General features: G+C 64.2%; 18 protein-coding genes. 8 read left to right on the top strand and 10 right to left on the bottom strand.

Annotated features, from left to right (window positions below):
- A complete protein-coding gene (locus tag AC56LG_RS09910; RefSeq protein ID WP_497165951.1) occupies positions 1–1284 on the bottom strand; it encodes a tyrosine-type recombinase/integrase in 1284 nt (427 codons plus the stop codon).
- Between the two features lie 253 nt (positions 1285–1537).
- Between AC56LG_RS09910 and mutS the strand changes: the two genes are divergently transcribed.
- A complete protein-coding gene (mutS, locus tag AC56LG_RS09905) occupies positions 1538–4144 on the top strand; it encodes a DNA mismatch repair protein MutS (RefSeq protein WP_497165950.1) in 2607 nt (868 codons plus the stop codon).
- Entirely contained in the window at positions 4144–5097 is a 954-nt protein-coding gene (locus tag AC56LG_RS09900; protein WP_497165949.1) for a hypothetical protein, read from the top strand. Before mutS ends, AC56LG_RS09900 begins: the two co-directional genes overlap by 1 nt.
- Before the next feature lie 35 nt (positions 5098–5132).
- Here the strand turns inward: AC56LG_RS09900 and AC56LG_RS09895 are convergent, their stop codons facing one another.
- Entirely contained in the window at positions 5133–5675 is a 543-nt protein-coding gene (locus AC56LG_RS09895) for an FKBP-type peptidyl-prolyl cis-trans isomerase (RefSeq protein WP_497165948.1), read from the bottom strand.
- Between the two features lie 78 nt (positions 5676–5753).
- On the opposite strand from AC56LG_RS09895, the gene AC56LG_RS09890 reads away from it, so the two are divergent.
- From AC56LG_RS09890 to AC56LG_RS09880, 3 genes are all read left to right on the top strand, one after another.
- Positions 5754–6875 carry a ribosomal protein uL16 3-hydroxylase gene (locus tag AC56LG_RS09890; RefSeq protein ID WP_497165947.1) on the top strand — a complete coding sequence of 374 codons (1122 nt, stop codon included), beginning with the start codon at positions 5754–5756 and terminating at the stop codon, positions 6873–6875.
- Positions 6876–6882: 7 nt separating this feature from the next.
- Positions 6883–7362 (top strand): DUF7931 domain-containing protein, encoded by a 480-nt coding sequence (locus tag AC56LG_RS09885; RefSeq protein WP_497165946.1) that lies wholly within the window; start codon positions 6883–6885, stop codon positions 7360–7362.
- Positions 7363–7630: 268 nt separating this feature from the next.
- Entirely contained in the window at positions 7631–7936 is a 306-nt protein-coding gene (locus tag AC56LG_RS09880) for a hypothetical protein (protein WP_497165945.1), read from the top strand.
- 275 nt (positions 7937–8211) lie between these two features.
- Here the strand turns inward: AC56LG_RS09880 and bamC are convergent, their stop codons facing one another.
- The 7 genes from bamC to AC56LG_RS09845 all read right to left on the bottom strand — a co-directional run bounded on the left by bamC (position 8212) and on the right by AC56LG_RS09845 (position 14194).
- Positions 8212–9384 carry an NlpB/DapX family lipoprotein gene (gene bamC, locus AC56LG_RS09875; protein ID WP_497165944.1) on the bottom strand — a complete coding sequence of 391 codons (1173 nt, stop codon included), beginning with the start codon at positions 9382–9384 and terminating at the stop codon, positions 8212–8214.
- A 24-nt stretch (positions 9385–9408) separates the two neighbouring features.
- Positions 9409–10290, bottom strand: coding sequence for a 4-hydroxy-tetrahydrodipicolinate synthase (dapA, locus tag AC56LG_RS09870; RefSeq protein ID WP_497165943.1), 882 nt, complete (start codon positions 10288–10290; stop codon positions 9409–9411).
- Between the two features lie 61 nt (positions 10291–10351).
- Positions 10352–10921: a class I SAM-dependent methyltransferase gene (locus AC56LG_RS09865; protein WP_497165942.1), complete on the bottom strand. Its 570-nt coding sequence runs from the start codon at positions 10919–10921 to the stop codon at positions 10352–10354.
- Positions 10921–11574 carry a site-2 protease family protein gene (locus AC56LG_RS09860; RefSeq protein ID WP_497165941.1) on the bottom strand — a complete coding sequence of 218 codons (654 nt, stop codon included), beginning with the start codon at positions 11572–11574 and terminating at the stop codon, positions 10921–10923. Before AC56LG_RS09860 ends, AC56LG_RS09865 begins: the two co-directional genes overlap by 1 nt.
- A 55-nt stretch (positions 11575–11629) precedes the next feature.
- Complete coding sequence (locus AC56LG_RS09855; RefSeq protein ID WP_497165940.1) at positions 11630–12253, bottom strand: L-threonylcarbamoyladenylate synthase; 624 nt, start codon at positions 12251–12253, stop codon at positions 11630–11632.
- Between the two features lie 27 nt (positions 12254–12280).
- The gene (gene htpX, locus AC56LG_RS09850) at positions 12281–13153 is read right to left on the bottom strand and encodes a protease HtpX (RefSeq protein WP_497165939.1); all 873 of its coding nucleotides are present in this window, start codon (positions 13151–13153) and stop codon (positions 12281–12283) included.
- Positions 13154–13360: 207 nt separating this feature from the next.
- A complete protein-coding gene (locus AC56LG_RS09845; RefSeq protein ID WP_497165938.1) occupies positions 13361–14194 on the bottom strand; it encodes a 3',5'-nucleoside bisphosphate phosphatase in 834 nt (277 codons plus the stop codon).
- On the opposite strand from AC56LG_RS09845, the gene AC56LG_RS09840 reads away from it, so the two are divergent.
- Complete coding sequence (locus AC56LG_RS09840; protein WP_497165937.1) at positions 14168–14713, top strand: GFA family protein; 546 nt, start codon at positions 14168–14170, stop codon at positions 14711–14713. The two genes, AC56LG_RS09845 and AC56LG_RS09840, sit on opposite strands and share 27 nt — an antisense overlap.
- Before the next feature lie 212 nt (positions 14714–14925).
- On the opposite strand, the gene AC56LG_RS09835 is transcribed toward AC56LG_RS09840, so the two are convergent.
- Entirely contained in the window at positions 14926–15804 is an 879-nt protein-coding gene (locus tag AC56LG_RS09835) for an alpha/beta fold hydrolase (RefSeq protein WP_497165936.1), read from the bottom strand.
- A 143-nt stretch (positions 15805–15947) separates the two neighbouring features.
- Between AC56LG_RS09835 and AC56LG_RS09830 the strand changes: the two genes are divergently transcribed.
- On the top strand, positions 15948–16472 hold the full coding sequence (locus AC56LG_RS09830; RefSeq protein ID WP_497165935.1) for a gamma carbonic anhydrase family protein: 525 nt from the start codon (positions 15948–15950) through the stop codon (positions 16470–16472).
- A 3-nt stretch (positions 16473–16475) separates the two neighbouring features.
- On the top strand, positions 16476–17432 hold the full coding sequence (gene hslO / locus AC56LG_RS09825) for an Hsp33 family molecular chaperone HslO (RefSeq protein ID WP_497165934.1): 957 nt from the start codon (positions 16476–16478) through the stop codon (positions 17430–17432).
- Positions 17433–17438: the final 6 nt, after the last annotated feature.

Here is a 17438-nt window from a genome sequence, read left to right as displayed (position 1 = left end):
TTAAACCTTGGCTAACTTCTCATAATGGTCGCTGAGCGTACCGAGCCATTCACGCCGCTCAGCATCGTACCGGTGTAGGTTGTAAACGCCAACGATCCCGCTCGGCATGTGTCCCAACACTGCTTCAGCAATCTCATCTCGGCACCCCAAGGCTGCCAGCTGCGTCCTCCCGGTTCGCCGTAAATCGTGGACTGACCAATGCGTTACTGGAAGCCGCGGCCGCACGTAATCTGGCCGGGTTTTCGCATAGGGTTGATGCATCCACACGGACGCGCTGATGTTCTTCTGCTCCGTGTATCCACTGCGACCCGAGGAGGGGAACAGGTAACCCGACTCCACCAGTGCTAGCCTGCGCTTGACGATGGCCTCGGCCCGGCCGACCAACGGCACCCGCAGATCCGTAGCCTGGTCGCGCCAGGAGTTCTTAGTCTTCGCCTTCGGCAGTGTCCACCACATGCCATCGCTCTCGACGGATATCTCCGACGCTTCCATCGTAACGATCTCGCCGCCTCGGGCGCACGTCCACAGGTATAAAGTCACCACGTCGCCGACCAGGCGCGAGAAGTTCGGTATCCACTGGATGAGCTGCCCGATCTCCGTCGGCGTCAGCACACGCTTGTCCGTCCCGATCGACTCGCCTTCCCGAATGCGCCCCTTGCTGCGAAGCTTCCCGCGCATGATCAACCGCCACCAGTTCGGTGCATTCTCGTCGAGCCGGCCGGAGTCGTGACCGTAGTCCCAGGCGGCGCCCAGTTCCCCGCGCAGGTTCGCCGCTGTCACCGGCGTATCCAGGAAGGATTCGAGTAGGCTGAACGCCTGCGCGCGCGTGACCTTGGCGGCGTCCAGGTCGCCAAAATCTCCCAGCATGCGATCGAACAGCCGGCGAACCTCTGCAGCACCCTTCGCTTTGCGGTGCCGATCGACGTGTCCTTCAAGGTACTGGTCACATAGGCGCCGCACGGTCAGCCGGCTGGCTGCAGCTGCCCGCGCGCGTTCTTCCGCAGCCTTCTCTTCCTGCCGCTCGGCTCGCCGCTCCTCGGCCGGATCACGGCCAGCTGCACGGATATCGCGAAGCTTCTCCCATTCCGCCACCGCGGCCGAGACCGAGACCTTTGGCCAGGCGCCGATCTTCACCTGACGCATGCGCTGGTCGACTGGACTCTTGAATCGGTATACCCACGAGCGCGTCGATGCAGTGGCCTCAAGTCGAAGTCCTGGACAGTCGGAAATGGTAAAGTGTTGGCCGGGCTCGAGGAGCTTGGCGGCCTTCGCATCGAATTGCATTTTGACCTCGGCGTAGTCTCGGCGTAGCTTTTGCGGCGCCAGTGGAATGAGTCGAGGAGTGTAGCGTAACGCACTGCTGAGCGCACGCGAAAAGTTACGCTAAACTGGTGAGTGTAGTGATGTGTTGTGGAGTGTCGAGACCATAACCAAAAAAGCCGAAAGCGCTTAAAAGTCCTTACAGAACATGAACCTATCTGAACATTTCCAGCAAGATCAACGCCTTAGTGAAGTATCCAAAGGTAAGATTACGCCGATGATGGCCCAATACCTGGGCATCAAGGCCGATTACCCCACCATGCTGGTGTTCTACCGCATGGGCGACTTCTACGAGCTGTTCCACGACGACGCCGAAAAGGCGGCGCGCATCCTCGGCATCACCCTGACCGCGCGCGGCTCGTCCGGCGGCAATCCGATCAGGATGTGCGGCGTGCCTTTCCACTCGCTCGACGGCTACCTGGCCAAACTCGTGAAACTCGGCGAATCGTGCGCGATCTGCGAGCAGATCGGCGACCCGGCGACAAGTAAAGGTCCGGTCGAGCGCAAGGTGGTGCGCGTGGTCACGCCCGGCACCCTGACCGACTCCGACCTGCTGCCCGAAAAGGCCGAGCGCGCGCTGCTGGCGCTATGCACCGTCTCCGCGCGCAAGTCGAGCACGGTCGGCCTGGCCTGGCTGTCGCTGGCCAGCGGCGCGCTGCGCCTGATGGAATTTTCTGGCGACGAGCGCACGGTGGCGGCGCGCCTGGCGCAGGAACTGGAGCGCATCTCTCCGGCCGAGATCCTGCGCGCCGACGACGGCGACATGTTCGAGGAAAATCCGTTCGCCCACACCCAGCGCGTGCCGGAATGGCATTTCGACGTGGTCAAGGGCCACAAGGCGCTGCTCGATCAGCTGGGCGTGGCCACCCTCACCGGCTTCGGCGCCGATGGTCTCGGCGCCGCCTTTGGCGCCGCCGGCGCGCTGCTGCGCTATGCGCAATCGACCCAGGGCCGCGGCCTGCAGCACGTGAACAGCCTGGCGGTCGAGAGCGAGAACGAATTCATCGGCCTCGATGCCGCCACCCGCCGCAACCTGGAGCTGACCGAAACCATCCGCGGCCAGGAGTCGCCGACGCTGTTTTCGCTGCTCGACGGCTGCCGCACGCCGATGGGCTCGCGCCTGCTGCGCCACTGGCTGCACCACGCCAAGCGCGACCAGGCCGTGGCGCGCTCGCGCCATGAAGCGATCGAGGCGCTGGCCCAGGGCGATGCAACCAGCGACTTGTCGACGACCCTGAACGACGTGCCCGACATCGAGCGCATCACGACGCGCATCGCGCTGCTGACGGTGCGTCCGCGCGACCTGGCCAGCCTGCGCGACGGCTTGCAGCAGCTGCCGGCCCTGCGCCAGCAGGTGGCGCGCTGCTTCATCCCGGGCGATTCCGGCCTCTTGCGCACGCTGCACGACGCCATCGATACGCCGCTACCCTGCCTCGACCTGCTGGCGCGCGCGGTCGCCGAGGAGCCAAGCGCGATGGTGCGCGACGGCGGCGTGTTCGCCAGCGGCTTCGATCCCGAACTCGACGAGTTGCGCGCGCTGTCGCAGAACGCCGGCCAGTTCCTGGTCGACCTCGAGACGCGCGAGCGCGCCCGCACCGGCATCGCCAACCTGCGCGTCGAGTACAACCGCGTGCACGGCTTCTATATCGAGGTCACCAACGGCCAGGCCGACAAGGTGCCGGACGACTACCGCCGCCGCCAGACGTTGAAGAACTGCGAGCGCTACATCACGCCCGAACTGAAAGCCTTCGAGGACAAGGCGCTGTCGGCCCAGGACAAGGCGCTGGTGCGCGAAAAGGCGCTGTACGACGAACTGCTGGCCTGCCTGGCGCCGCACATCGGCGACCTGCAGCGTGTCGCCCAGGGCCTGGCCCAGATCGATACGCTGGTGGCGCTGGCCAGCCACGCGCTGCGCCACAACTGGTGCGCGCCGACCCTGGTCGACGCGCCTTGTCTCTCGATCGTCGAGGGCCGCCATCCGGTGGTGGAGCGCCAGATCGAACGCTTCATCGCCAACGACTGCAAGCTGTCCAACGACAGGCGCCTGCTGCTCATTACCGGCCCGAACATGGGCGGCAAATCGACCTTCATGCGCCAGACCGCGCTGATCGTGCTGCTGGCCTACGTGGGCAGCTACGTGCCGGCGACGAGTGCGACAATCGGCCCGATCGACCGCATCTTTACCCGCATCGGCGCCAACGACGACCTCGCCGGCGGGCGTTCGACCTTCATGGTCGAGATGACCGAATCGGCCGCGATCCTCAACAGCGCCACCGAACACTCGCTGGTGCTGATGGACGAAGTCGGGCGCGGCACCTCGACCTTCGATGGCCTGGCGCTGGCCTGGGCGATCGCGCGCCACCTGATCGACAACAGCCGCAGCTTCACCCTGTTCGCGACCCACTATTTCGAACTGACCCAGCTGCCCGAGATGCACCCGAGCGCGGCCAACGTGCACCTGTCGGCGGTCGAGCACAAGGACACCATCGTCTTCCTGCACGCGGTGCAGGACGGCCCGGCCTCGCAGAGCTACGGCTTGCAGGTGGCGCAGCTGGCGGGCGTGCCCCCAGGCGTGATCAAGGCCGCGCGCAAGCACCTGGCGCGCCTCGAATCGCAGGCGGTCGGCACCACGCCGCAGCTCGACCTGTTCGCGCTGCCTTGCGACGGGGTTGAAGAAGATCCGGCACCTGCGCTTGAAGCAGCCATGCCGCCCGCGCTGGCCGCCGCCCTGGACGAACTCGACCCGGACGCCCTCACGCCGCGCGAAGCGCTCGAGCGGCTCTACGAGCTCAAGCGCCTGGCCGTCATGCGCGACCCGGCCTGATGCCGCGCCCGCGTCCCCTGCTGCTGTTGGCCGCGCTGGCGGCGGTGCTGTCGGCGCCGGCCGGCGCGCGCGATGGCGACCGCAAAGGGGACGATGCGCACCGCTTTGGCGTCATCGGCCACAGCTTTGCCCGGCCGGGCGATGCCCGCTTCAAGGAGGCGCTGGCGGAGACGAGCGAGAAGTCGCTCGCCTTTGTCGTCGTCACCGGCATCAAGGCGGCCAGCGAGCCATGCGGCGACAAGCTGTACCAGGAGCGGCGCGACCTGCTCGACAAGGCCAAGCGTCCCGTCATCGTGCTGCCCGCCGGCAGCGACTGGACCGAGTGCCGCAACTCGGCCGGCCGCACCAACGCCGTCGAGCGCCTGAACCGGCTGCGCGAACTCTTCCACGGCGAACCGAATGCCCCGGGTGCGAAGAAGCTGGAGCTGACGCGCCTGTCGGCCAGCCCGCGTTTTCGCAGCTATGCCGAGAACGCGCACTGGAGCGTCGACTCGGTGCTGTACGCCACCGTCAATCTCCCGGCCAACAACAACCACTACCTGGCCGCGGCCGGGCGCAACAGCGAATACGAAGACCGGCTGGTGGCGACGCGCTTCTGGCTCAACCGCCTGTTCACGCTGGCGCGGCGCGACAAGGTCGATGCGATCGTGCTGTTCTCGGAAGGCGACATGAAACCCCCGCAGCTCGAACCGACCGGCCTGCGCGGCCTGCTGCGCCGCGCACCGGTGGCGCAGGATGGTTTTGCGGCCGTGCGCAAGCAGGTGCAATCGCTGGCGCAGCGCTTCAAGGGCAAGGTGTTGTTGGTGGACAGCGAGGCCTTGCCGAAGAAGGCGAAGCCGGCGATCGCGTGGCGCGACAATGTCGGGCACGTATCGGTAGGAAATGATGCGGTCGAGATCGACGTGACGCCGGGCGAAAAGGCGCTGTTCAGCGTCAAGGACGCGGCAGAGTGAAAACCGGGGACGTTCGTCCCCGGTCGATCCAACGATTAATGCAGCGGCTGGCTACGGAAGTGGTCGCCCTCTTCGCCGTCGTCCGCGTCTTCACCATGGTGGTGGCCGTGGGCGCCGTGCACGTGGCCGTGGGCGATTTCTTCTTCGGTGGCGGCGCGCACGTCGACGACCGACAATTCGAAGCGCAGGGCGATGCCGGCCAGCGGGTGGTTACCGTCGAGCACGACCTTGTCGTCGGCGATTTCGGTGACGGTGAAGATCATCGGCTCGTCGTCCGGCGCGCCGTCGGCCATGCCTTCGAACTGCATGCCCACTTCCAGCGGCTCGGGCAGCAGCTTGCGGTCTTCGACCTTGACCAGTTCGGCATCGTAGTCGCCGAAGGCATCGTCCGGTTCCACTTGCAGGGTCGACGAATAGCCAACTTCCTTGCCGTCGAGTTCTTCTTCGATCTTCGGCAGGGTGTTTTCGTAACCGCCGTGCAGGTAAACCATCGGCTGCGCGCCTTCTTCGATCAGGTTGTTCTGTGCATCCGACAGTTTGTAGTTGACCGTCACGACCGTATTCTTGGCAATCTTCATCGCATTTCCTTTCGTTGTAAGGGGCAAATTATAACCCTTCGTCCGCTGCCGCTCCGATAGCGCTGGTTATAATGGCGCATGAAAAAATTACAGCTCCTCGGGAACATCACCCCCGCGCAATTCCTGCGCGATTACTGGCACAAGAAGCCCCTGCTGATCCGCAACGCCATCCCCGGCTTCAAGCCGCTGCTGAAGTTCGACAAGCTGGCCGAAGCGGCCCGCATGAACCACGTCGAGTCGCGCCTGGTCACCAATGTCGATGGCCAGTGGGACATGCAGCATGGCCCGCTGACCGAACTGCCGCCGCGCACCCAGCGCGAATGGACCCTGCTGGTGCAGGGCGTGAACCTGCTCGACGAACGCGCCGATGCCTTGCTGCGCGAGTTTCGCTTCCTGCCCGATGCGCGCCTGGACGACCTGATGGTCAGCTACGCCACCGACGGCGGCGGCGTCGGCCCCCACTTCGATTCCTACGACGTGTTCCTGCTGCAGGCGCAGGGCAAGCGCCGCTGGAAGATCAGCGCCCAGCAAGACCTGTCGCTGGTCGACGGCATGCCGCTGAAGATCCTGTCGAACTTTACCCCGGAAGAAGAATTCGTGCTCGAACCGGGCGACATGCTGTACCTGCCCCCGCACTACGCCCACGACGGCGTGGCCGAGGGCGAATGCATGACCTATTCGATCGGTTTCCGCGCGCCTTCGTTCCAGGAACTGGGCGAAGCCTTCCTGCAGTTCATGGCCGACTCGATCGACCTGCCCGGCCGTTACGCCGACCCCGGCCTGCAGCCGGCGAAGAACCCGGCCGAGATCCCGCGCGAGATGCTGGCCTCGGTGACGGAAGAACTCAACAAGGTGCGCTGGGACGAGGAAGACGTGACGGTGTTCTTCGGCGAATACATGTCCGAGCCGAAGCACAATGTGTTCTTCACGCCGCCACCCAAGCCGCTGGTGGTCGGCCGCTTCATGGAGGCGGCCGCCAAACGCGGCCTGAAACTGTCGGCCAAGTCGCTGATGCTGTACCGCGGCAAGCACGTCTTCATCAACGGCGAATCGTTCGCGGTCAACCGTGCGGACAAAATTGTCCTCGACGTGCTCGCCAACGAACGGCGCCTCTCGGGCGAAGCGCTGGCGCAGGCATCGGACGACGTGCTCGAGGCGCTGTACACCTGGTACCAGGACGGCTGGGTCGAGCTGGGTTGAGGATGTCATGAGCGAGCCGGCCAGCGTCCGCTTCGATACGCGCCGCGAGCTGCAGGTGCAATGGCGCGCGCTGCTGGCACGTGCTACCAGCCGGCTCGACCTGTTCGACCGCGATTTCGCCGCCTTTCCGCTGGGCGCGCCGGACGTCGAAGCGACGCTGCGCGCCTTCTTCCAGCGCGGCGGCCGGTTGCGCCTGGCTTTGCACGACATCACATTTATTCAACAATCGTGTCCACGCTTTCTGGGGCTCGCGCGTTATTACGACGAGCGCATCGAATGCCGCCAGAGTCCGCGCTCGTTGCGGCATCTGTCGGATTCGTTCGCACTGGCCGATGGCATGCATGTGGTGCGGCGTTTTCACTGCGACCACATGCGTGGCGAGGCCGTGTTCGGTAGTCCGGCTGCGGTCGAACTGCCGGCGCACCGTTTCGAGGCATTGTGGGAAGAGTCGAGTTCGACACTCTCACCGACTGTCACCGGACTGTAAATTTGATTTAAATCGATACGCAAATAGAAATCTTGATGTTTGTAGCATCTTGTAACAAAATGAAGCTTATCAAGTCACAAAATACTTCCATTTTGGCATTGGTTTTCTATTGCGATTCGGTAAATTTGGCTATAATATCGGGTTAGGAAGGTTCCGTTGTCTATCAAGCACTGTTACCAGTACGAAAGCCACGAGAATTCCAAAAGAGCGATAATTACCGGTAATTATTCATCGCAACACAAGTACTAAACTTAATTAAGGAAAAACCATGAAAAAATCCCTGCTGATCGTTTCGCTGATGGCTGTTGCTCTGGCTGCTTGCTCGAAAAAAGAAGAAACCACCACCACCACCACCCCAGCTGCTGTTGAAGCACCTGCTGCAACGACCACCACCGACGCTGCCGCTCCAGCTGCAACGACCGACACCACCACGACCACCACCACCACCGACGCTGCTGCTACCCCAGCTGCTGACGCTGCTGCTGCCGCTGCAACCGCTTCGGCTGCTGCTGCTGACGCTGCTTCGGCCGCTTCGACCGCTGCTGACGTCGCTGCTGACGCTGCCAAGAAGTAATCAGCTACCCGCTGACAGGAAAGACCGGCCTGCGGGCCGGTTTTTTTTCGTCTGGCGGTGGTGTACCGTAGGGTGGGCACTCGTGCCCACGCGGTCGTACCGGTGCGTGCCGCAACGTGTGAAAATTCATCCAACGCACGCGTAACGCCTTTGGTCTGCGTTTCGACGTGCATGCGTTCGACCGCGTGGGCACGAGTGCCCACCCTACGGTGCACTACTGATTCGACATAAAAAAAGCCGGCCACAGGGCCGGCTCGTCTGAGACTGAATGATGATTACTTCAGCTCGTCATTCAGCAGCGACAGGATCTTCTTGCCCGTCGCCGACGTATCCGGCGCGCCGGTGTTGTCCTGCACGGTGACGTTGCTGACGGCGGCGTTCGGCTCGGCCTTGACGATCACGCGGTAGCGCTGGGCTTCCTTGGCCTTGTCGGAATCGCCGAAGCTGAACAGGCGCTTGAAGAAGCCTTCCTTGTTCGCGCCTTCCGGATCGACGTAGCGCACGAAGTACACGCCCTGCACGCGGTCGCGGTCTTCGACGGTGAAGCCGACGCGGTCGAGCGCCAGGCCGACGCGGCGCCAGGCGCGGTCGAAGCCTTCGTCGACTTCGACGCGGTCGCCCAGCAGTTTCGCATGCTGCGGCGCCACGGCGGCATTCGCCACCGTCGCCTCGGCGGCCTGGACGGCGGCCGGCTCGGTGGCGCCGGTCAGGCGGGCCACCAGGCGCGCCAGGAACTGGGCTTCGAGCGCCGGGTCGTTCGGACGCACGGTCCAGGTGGTTGTTTCCTTCTGCGCGCCGGTCAGCACTTCTTCGGCGCCGCGGTGGCTGATGTAGATCTCGGTCGAGCCGTCCGGCAGGCGCTCGAGGCGGGTACGGAACTTGTCGCGCTCGCCGGTCGAATAGGCGCTGTCGAACACGCGGCCGATCGTGCGACGCACGATGTCTTGCGGGATCTTCGAGCGGTTTTCGTTCCACTCGGTTTCCATCACGCCGGTCGGGGCCGATTCGGATTCCAGCACGAAGCCGGCATCCGTCCAGAACTGGCGCACCTGCGGCCACAGTTGCTCGGGCGATTGCTTGACCACCAGCCAGCGCTGGTCGCCGGCACGTTCGACGCGCACGGCATCGGTCGAGACCGGGCCGATGGCCGCGCCGCTAGCGGCGGGAATAGCAACGCCTGCAGCAGCGCCTGGTTGCACAGCCGCGCCCGCCTGCATGCCGGATGCGGTAGCGATGCCGCGCTCAGGCACGGCGTAACGATTGTCTTTTTGCAGCTGGGTCAGGTCCGGCGGCACGTCCAGCGGTGCGGCCTTTTTGGACGACTTGTAGTCCACCTTGTCGGACTCGAAAACGGTGGTGCATGCCGCCATGGAGAGCGCCACGGCGCCGATGGCGAGCACGCGCACAGGCGCGGAAACGGAGGTCGTCGTCTTGTTGCTTTTAGTCATATCGTTACGGTGTCAGATCTGTAATCAGGATTGCACGAGACCGGCGCTGCGCAGGGCGCCGCGGACGGTGTCGTGGAAAGCGTTCGACAAGGGCGCGAGCGGCAGGCGCAGGCCGGACGGCATCTTGCCCATCTCGGCCAGGGCCCATTTCACCGGCACCGGATTCGGCTCGACGAACAGCTTGGCATGCAGTTCGAGCACGCTGTTGTTGATGGCGACGGCGCGCTGGACGTCGCCCGCCATGGCCGCTTCGCACAGCGCGTGCATGGCGCGCGGCGCCACGTTGGCGGTGACCGAAATATTGCCGGCGCCGCCGCAGAACATCAGCGTCATCGCAGTCGGGTCGTCGCCCGAATACACGGCGAAGGACTTGTCGACCATCTTCAGCAGCTCGATGCCACGGCCGATGTTGCCGGTCGCATCTTTCACGCCGACGATATTAGGGATCGTCGACAGGCGCAGGATGGTGTCGTTGCTCATGTCGGCAACCGTACGGCCCGGCACGTTGTACAGGATGACCGGCAGGTCGACCGCTTCGGCGATCGCCTTGAAGTGGCGGTACATGCCTTCCTGGGTCGGACGGTTGTAATACGGCACCACCTGCAGCGAAGCGTCGGCGCCGACTTCCTTGGCCGCGCGCGTCAGCGTGATCGCCTCAAGGGTCGAGTTGCCGCCGCTGCCGGCGATGACGGGGATGCGGCCGGCCACGTGGTCCACGGCCAGCTTGATCAGTTCGACGTGCTCTTCCGGGGTGACGGTGGCTGATTCGCCGGTGGTGCCGACGATGACGATGCCGTCGGTGCCTTCGTCCACATGCCAGTCGATCAACTTGCGCAGGCCATCCTTGTCGAGGCTGCCGTCTTCGAACATCGGCGTGACGATTGCTACAATGCTGCCCTTAATCATAATCAGTGGTACGTGCGGTAAAGGAAAAATCTGATTGTAGCGGATCGTCCGCCAATATGGTTCATTCCCGACCAACTAAATGGTCGAGCTTGGCCTCGGTTTGAGTGAAGGCGCGCCCCGCCGCGCACAGGCGCTGCACCCGCGCCGGCTTCGGATCGGCGACCACGCCATCCTCGTAGGCCAGCACGGTGAGACCACCCTGCGCCGCCAGTTCCAGCAGTTCGCCGGGCCGCAGCAGGAAGGCGGGATTGCTCGGCTTGCCGAAGGCTTCGTTGCCGAGCGCAAAAGTTTCGTAGATCAGCACGCCGTCCGGCGCCAGGCTGTCCAGCAAGTTTCGAAACAGCGGCCGGTGCAGGTAATTCGTGACCACGATGCCGGCGAAGCGGCCCGGCTCGAACGGCCAGCGCGCGCCCTCCGCTTCAAGATCGATCTGCAGGGTGTCGATGCCGGCACCGGCCGCGGCGGCCAGCGCTTGCGGGTCGCGGTCGGCTGCCAGCACCTGATGCCCGAGTCCCGCGACCAGGCGCGCGTGGCGCCCGCTGCCGCAAGCCAGGTCGAGCACTTCGCCGGCCGGCACGCTCCCCGCGAAGCGGCGCACCCACAGGGACGGATTGTCGATGGATGCGTGCATCAGGTCAGCAGGAAGGTGATGGGCGACGCGATCAGTTTCACCGCCTGGGCGCCGAGCCACATCACCGGCTGCACCCAGAACGAGAGCACGCCGAACCACAGCAGCGCCAGCAGGATGAAGAAGCCATACGGCTCGATCCTGGCGAATTTATAGGCCAGGGTATTGGGCAGCATGCTGGTCACCACGCGTCCGCCGTCGAGCGGCGGCAGCGGGAACAGATTAAACGCGAAGATCAGCAGATTGGTCACGATGCCGGCCTGCGCCACCTTGTGCGGGAAGTCCTCGGCCACGTCCAGCGCGGTGAGCGCCACGGCGAGAATCAGCCACATCACCGCCATCACGAAGTTGGCGAACGGACCGGCCAGCGCCACCCAGGCCATGTCGCGCTTCGGATTGCGCAGGTTGCCGAACTGGACCGGCACCGGCTTGGCATAGCCGAACACGAAGCCCGAGGTCAGGTAGAGCGCGACCGGAATGATGATCGTGCCGAACAGGTCGATGTGCGAGATCGGGTTCAGCGTCATGCGTCCCTGCGCATACGCCGTGTTGTCGCCGAAATAGCGGGCAGCGTAGGCGTGGGCGGCTTCGTGCAGGGTAATCGCGAATAGAACGGGCAGCGCATAGACTGCGATATTGCGAATGATTTCATCCATAAGGGAGCGATTCTAGCAGAGCCGGGCGCACAGGCCCGGCTTGTGGGCGGAGCCGTTACAGGCCGAATGCTGCGGGGTCGCCCCGCCCTTCGCGCACGAGGACGGGTTCGGAGCCGGTGAGGTCGATGATGGTGGTGGCTTGCAGCGTGCCGGCGCCGCCGTCGATGACGAGCTCGATCTGCTTTTCCAGGCGCGCGCGCACTTCGTCCGGATCGGACAGCATGTATTCGTCGCCCGGCAGTTGCAGGGTGGTGCCGATCAGCGGTTCGCCCAGTTCTTCCAGCAGCGCCAGCGTGATCAGGTTTTCCGGCACGCGCAGGCCGATCGTCTTGCGCGACGGATGCGACAGCCGGCGCGGCACCTCTTTCGTCGCTTCCAGGATCACCGTGTAGGGCCCCGGCATGGTGGCTTTCAGCAGCCGGTACTGGACGTTGTCGACGCGCGCATATTGCGCGATTTCCGACAGGTCGCGGCACAGCATCGTCAGGTGGTGCTTGTCGTCGATGCCGCGCACGCGGCGCAGTTTCTCCACCGCCGCCTTGTCGTCCAGCTGGCATACCAGCGCATAGGCCGAGTCGGTCGGCAGCGCGACCACGCCGCCGGCGCGGAGGATCTGCGCCGCCTGCGCGATCAGGCGCTTCTGCGGATTTTCAGCATGAATATGGAAAAACTGGCCCATTCAAACTCCTCTCTCGATGTCTTTTTCTTAGCGCAGTGCCTGCAATGCCGCGATGCGTTCTTCCATCGGCGGGTGGGTCGAGAACAGCGCGCCCCAGCCGCCGCCACCACCGGAAATGCCCGAAGCGCTCATGGAAGAAGGCAGCGCACCAGGCTGGAAACCGCCCAGGCGCGCCAGCGCGTTCTGCATCGGCACCGTGCTGCCCAGCAGTTTCGCCGAGCCGGCGTCGGCGCGGAATTCGCGTTTGCGCGAGAACCACGCGACGATGATCGATGCTAGCAGACCGAACAGGATTTCGCACACGAACACGGCTGCCATGTAGCCGATGCCGCGCCCGCCCTCGTTACGCAGCAGCACCTTGTCGACGAAATAGCCGACCACGCGCGCGAAGAACACGACGAAGGTATTCACCACGCCCTGGATCAGGGTCAGGGTGATCATGTCGCCGTTGGCGATGTGCGCCACTTCATGGCCGAGCACGGCTTCGACTTCGTCGCGGTTCATGCCTTGCAGCAGGCCGGTCGACACGGCGACCAGCGCCGAGTTTTTAAAGGCGCCGGTGGCGAACGCGTTCGGCTCGCCATCGTAGACGGCCACTTCCGGCATGCCGATGCCGGCGCGCTCGGACAGTTGGCGCACGGTGTTCACCAGCCACAGTTCGGTCGAGTTCTGCGGCTGCTCGATGACGCGCGCGCCCGTGGACCACTTGGCCATCGGTTTGCTCATCAAGAGCGAAATGATGGAACCGGTAAAGCCCACCACCAGCGAAAACACGGCCAGCGCGCCGACATCGATCCCCTGCGCCGAAACCGCGCGCCCGACCCCCAGCAGGTTCAGGACGACCGTCAGCACCAGCACAACCGCGAGGTTGGTGGCGAGGAATAACACGATGCGCTTCATGGGGATGCCTCCGGGGCGATTGACATTAACAGGATGCCAAGATAGGGGTGCCCGAGGGGAAATACAAGGGTGGGAGGCTTATGCTGGGCTTAAAGCGGCCGCGATCATGGTGTTGGTTTTTTCTTGCAAATGACCACGCTAACACGGTGCATCGTTCACGACGGCAGATGCACAGCGCCATTGTATCGCCCAGTCAGGCGTGCGTGCTCAGAACCAATCGTGCCACACCGGCGTCACACCGGCCGGCAACGGCGGCAAGGCATCGAACTCCACCCGTGCCTCTCCCGGCGCATGGAAATCGGTCCCGCGCGAGGCCAGGAAACCGTAACGCCGCGCCACCTCGGCATAGGTGGCGTACTGGTCCGGCGTATGGCTGCCGGTCACCACTTCGATCGCATTTCCGCCCAGCTGGCGGAATTCGTCGAACAGCGCGTCCTCGGCCGTCTGCGAGAATTTATAGCGTCCCGGATGCGCGATCACGGGAATGCCGCCGGCACTCTGGATCCAGCCCATGGCTTCGGGGAGCGAAGCCCAGCGGTGCGGCACGTAGCCGGGCTTGCCTTCGGTGAGGAAGCGGCGGAATACCTCGGTGGTGGTGTCGCACTTGCCGCATTCGACCAGGTAGCGCGCAAAGTGCGTACGCGAGAGCAGGTCCGGATTGCCGACGAATTTCAGCGCGCCTTCATAGGCGCCGGGGATGCCGGCCGCTTCCAGCTGGGCGGCGATTTCGCGTCCGCGCGCATCGCGCCCGTTGCGGGTCTTGGCCAGGCCGGCCAGCAGCGCCGGATTGTCTTCGTCGATCTGCAGGCCGACCAGGTGTACGGTCTGGTTGGCCCAGGTGACCGAGATTTCGACGCCGGGCACGAAGCGCATGCCCTGCGCCTGCGCCGCCGCGCGCGCCGGCTTGATGCCGCCCACCTCGTCGTGGTCGGTCAGGCCCCAGACCTCGACCCCGCCCTTGCGCGCGTAGGCGGCCAGGGCGGCGGGTGCGAGCACGCCGTCGGAGACATTGGAATGGCAGTGAAGATCGACTTTCAGCATGATGCGGGCGCGGTTTTCTGGACGAGCAAACATTGTACGCCCATTGCGCGGGCCGGCGCGACGGCGTCCGCTTGGCGGGCCGGCAATGGTAGAGTGAAGGTTTTGTTTTCGAGGCGGACGATGCGAATTTGTCACGGCAGCTGCCACTGCGGCGCGGTGCGCTACGCGGCCGACATCGACCTCGCCGCCGGCACTATCAAATGCAATTGCTCGATCTGCACGAAGATGCGCTTCTGGGCGGTGCAGGTGCCGTCCAGTGCGTTCCGGCTGCTGGCGGGCGCGGCTGCCTTGAGCGAATACCGCTTCGCTGCGAAGCGCGATGGCCACTATTTTTGCCGGCATTGTGGGATCAATGTGTTCTCGACCGGGCACTCGGCGCGGCTTGGCGTGTTTCATGCGGTGACGGTGGCGAGCCTGGATGATGTGGCGGTGGAAGAATTGCTGGCGGCGCCGGTGCGGTATGTCGATGGGCGCAATGATGCGTGGGATAGGCCGCCGCAGGAGAAACGGCATTTATAGGGGATGCAAATATTCTTTGCAGTTTGGGCCTTCGATGCAAATATCCTTTGCACGACGCGGATGATCGTTGAACGCGTGGGCGGGAGACCCGCCCACCTTACGTCGCCCTCAGTCGAAGCTCACGATCATACCGCGTAAGGTGGGCGGGTTCCCCGCCCACGCGGATCGAACCCACCATTAACGTAGTAAGCAACAGCCCCGTGTAGGCAAAATTATTTGGCCAGAAACGCCTCGATCACCCCCGCCAACACCTCCGGCCGGTCATGGTGCACCATGTGCCCCGCCCCCGCCACGACATGCGGCTCGACCGACGCCATGTGCGCCAGCCGCCCATCGACTTCGGCGCGCATCCCGTCCTGCGGCCCCATCCACTTCCACATTTCCGTCTCCGCGCCCTCGATCCACAACACCGGCGCGCTGATGCGTTTCCACAGCGCGATCATCTCGTCGAGGTGGTACAAGAGCGGCCCCGGCATCTTGTGCGCCGGATCGCCCAGGATTTCGTACTCGCCGGCATCGTTGGGCGCCGACCAGTGTTCGGCCAGGAAGGCGGCGCGCGCAAACGGCAGGCGCGGGTTGGTCTTGCGCAGCCTGCCCGCCACTTCGTCCAGGCTGGCATAGCCGCGCATGGTCGGCGGCGTGCGCAATTCGTCGAGCCACTTGGCCATGCGTTTCGGCGCCTGCTCCGGCTTGCTGCCCATCAGCCCGATGCCTTCCAGGTTGATGAGTTTGGCAACGCGCTCCGGCCGCACGCCCGCATACATGCTGACGATGTTGCCGCCCATGCTGTGGCCGAGCAGGTTCACCGGTGCGCTTGGGGAATAATGGTCGAGCAAGGCGTCGAGGTCGGCCACGTAGTCCGGGAACCAGTAGGTGTCCGCATGGCTGCGTTCGGACAGTCCGAACCCGCGCCAGTCGTTGGCGATGACGTGCCAGTCTCCTTGCAGGTTGTCGACGATGAACTGGAACGAGGCGGACACGTCCATCCAGCCATGTGACATGAACAATTTCGGGGCGCCGGGGCGGCCCCAGTGGCGCACGTGGGTGCGCAGGCCGCGGATGGTGAGGAATTCGGAACGGGAAGGTGTCATGTCGGCCTAAAAAAAGTACGGTCGTGCGGATTGGAACTGATTATACGCATGGCCTTGGATTCTTGCCGGCCGTCCCCATTTGCTGCAATCAGCGGACGCGAGGGCGTAAAATAGCGTCACTTCAACCTTCCGCGAGCACATCCATGGCGATTTACCAGCTGGGCGAGCATGCCCCCGAGATCGATGCGTCGGCGTTCGTGGCCGATTCGGCCAACCTGATCGGCAAAGTGACCCTCGAGGCGAATGCCTCGGTGTGGTTCGGAGTCACGATTCGCGGCGACAACGAACGGATCACGATCGGGGAAAACAGCAACGTCCAGGAGGGAACCGTGATGCACACCGACATGGGCTACCCGCTCGTGATCGGCAAGGGCGTCACCATCGGCCACCAGGCCATGCTGCACGGTTGCACGGTAGGCGACGGCTCGCTCATCGGCATCCAGGCCGTGATTTTGAACGGCGCCCGGATCGGCAAGGGTTGCCTGGTCGGCGCCGGTGCCCTGGTAACCGAAGGCAAAGAGTTTCCGGATAACTCGCTGATATTGGGTTCGCCTGCGAAAGTGGTGCGAACGCTCACGGAAGAAGACCTGCTGCGCCTGCAAGGCAATGCCGCCAGTTACGTGGCGCGTGGCCAATTGTTCAAGGCGCAGCTCAAGCACATCGGATAGACAATGACGACAGTAGACACCAAGGACACCCTGCAGAAATTTATCTTCGACAACGCCGCCGTGCGCGGCGAGCTGGTCGAGATTTCCGACACCTGGCGCGAGATCCAGGCCCGCCACGGCTACCCGAAAGCCGTGCGCTCGATGCTGGGCGAGATGGTGGCCGCCGCCGCCCTGCTGTCGGCCAACCTGAAATTCAATGGCTCGATCGTGATGCAGATCCACGGCGACGGTCCCGTGCGCCTGCTGGTGGTCGAGTGCGACGCCGACCTGCGCATCCGCGCCACGGCAAAACTGGCTCCGGACGCGCACATCGCCGACGACGCCGGCCTGACCGACCTGCTCAACGTTAACCGCCGCGGCCGCTTCGTGATCACGCTCGACCCGCTGGAAAAAATGCCGGGCCAGCAGCCCTACCAGGGCATCGTCCCGCTCGACGGCGACAGCGTGGCGACCGTCATCGAAAACTACATGCTGCGTTCGGAACAGATGGACACCAAATTGTGGCTGGCGGCCGACGACAAGGTCTCGCGCGGCCTGCTGCTGCAAAAGCTGCCGCGCCACAGCGGCAAGGATGACCAGACCAAACAGGCGACCGAAGAGGAAGACCTGGAAACCTGGAACCGCGCCGTCATGCTCGGCCAGACCCTGAAGCAGGAAGAACTGCTCAGCACCGGCATCGAAACCCTGCTCAACCGCCTGTTCTGGGAAGAGACGATCCGCGTCTTCGATCCGCAGCACCCGCAATTCCACTGCAGCTGCACCCGCGAAAAAGTCGGCAACATGCTGAAAATGCTGGGCCAGCCGGAAGTCGAATCGGCACTGGCGGACCTGGGCGAACTGGGCATCAACTGCGACTTCTGCGGCAAGCACTACGCCTTCGACAAGGTCGATTGCGCGCAGCTGTTCGCCACCGCGACCACGGCCGACGCACTGGCGCCAGCTGCGGATGTGAAGCACTAAGTGAAA

Source organism: Telluria sp. ZB2R32 (assembly GCF_059685715.1).
The sequence above is the reverse complement of the archived record's forward strand: the minus strand, read 5'-3'. Positions and strand labels throughout refer to the sequence as shown.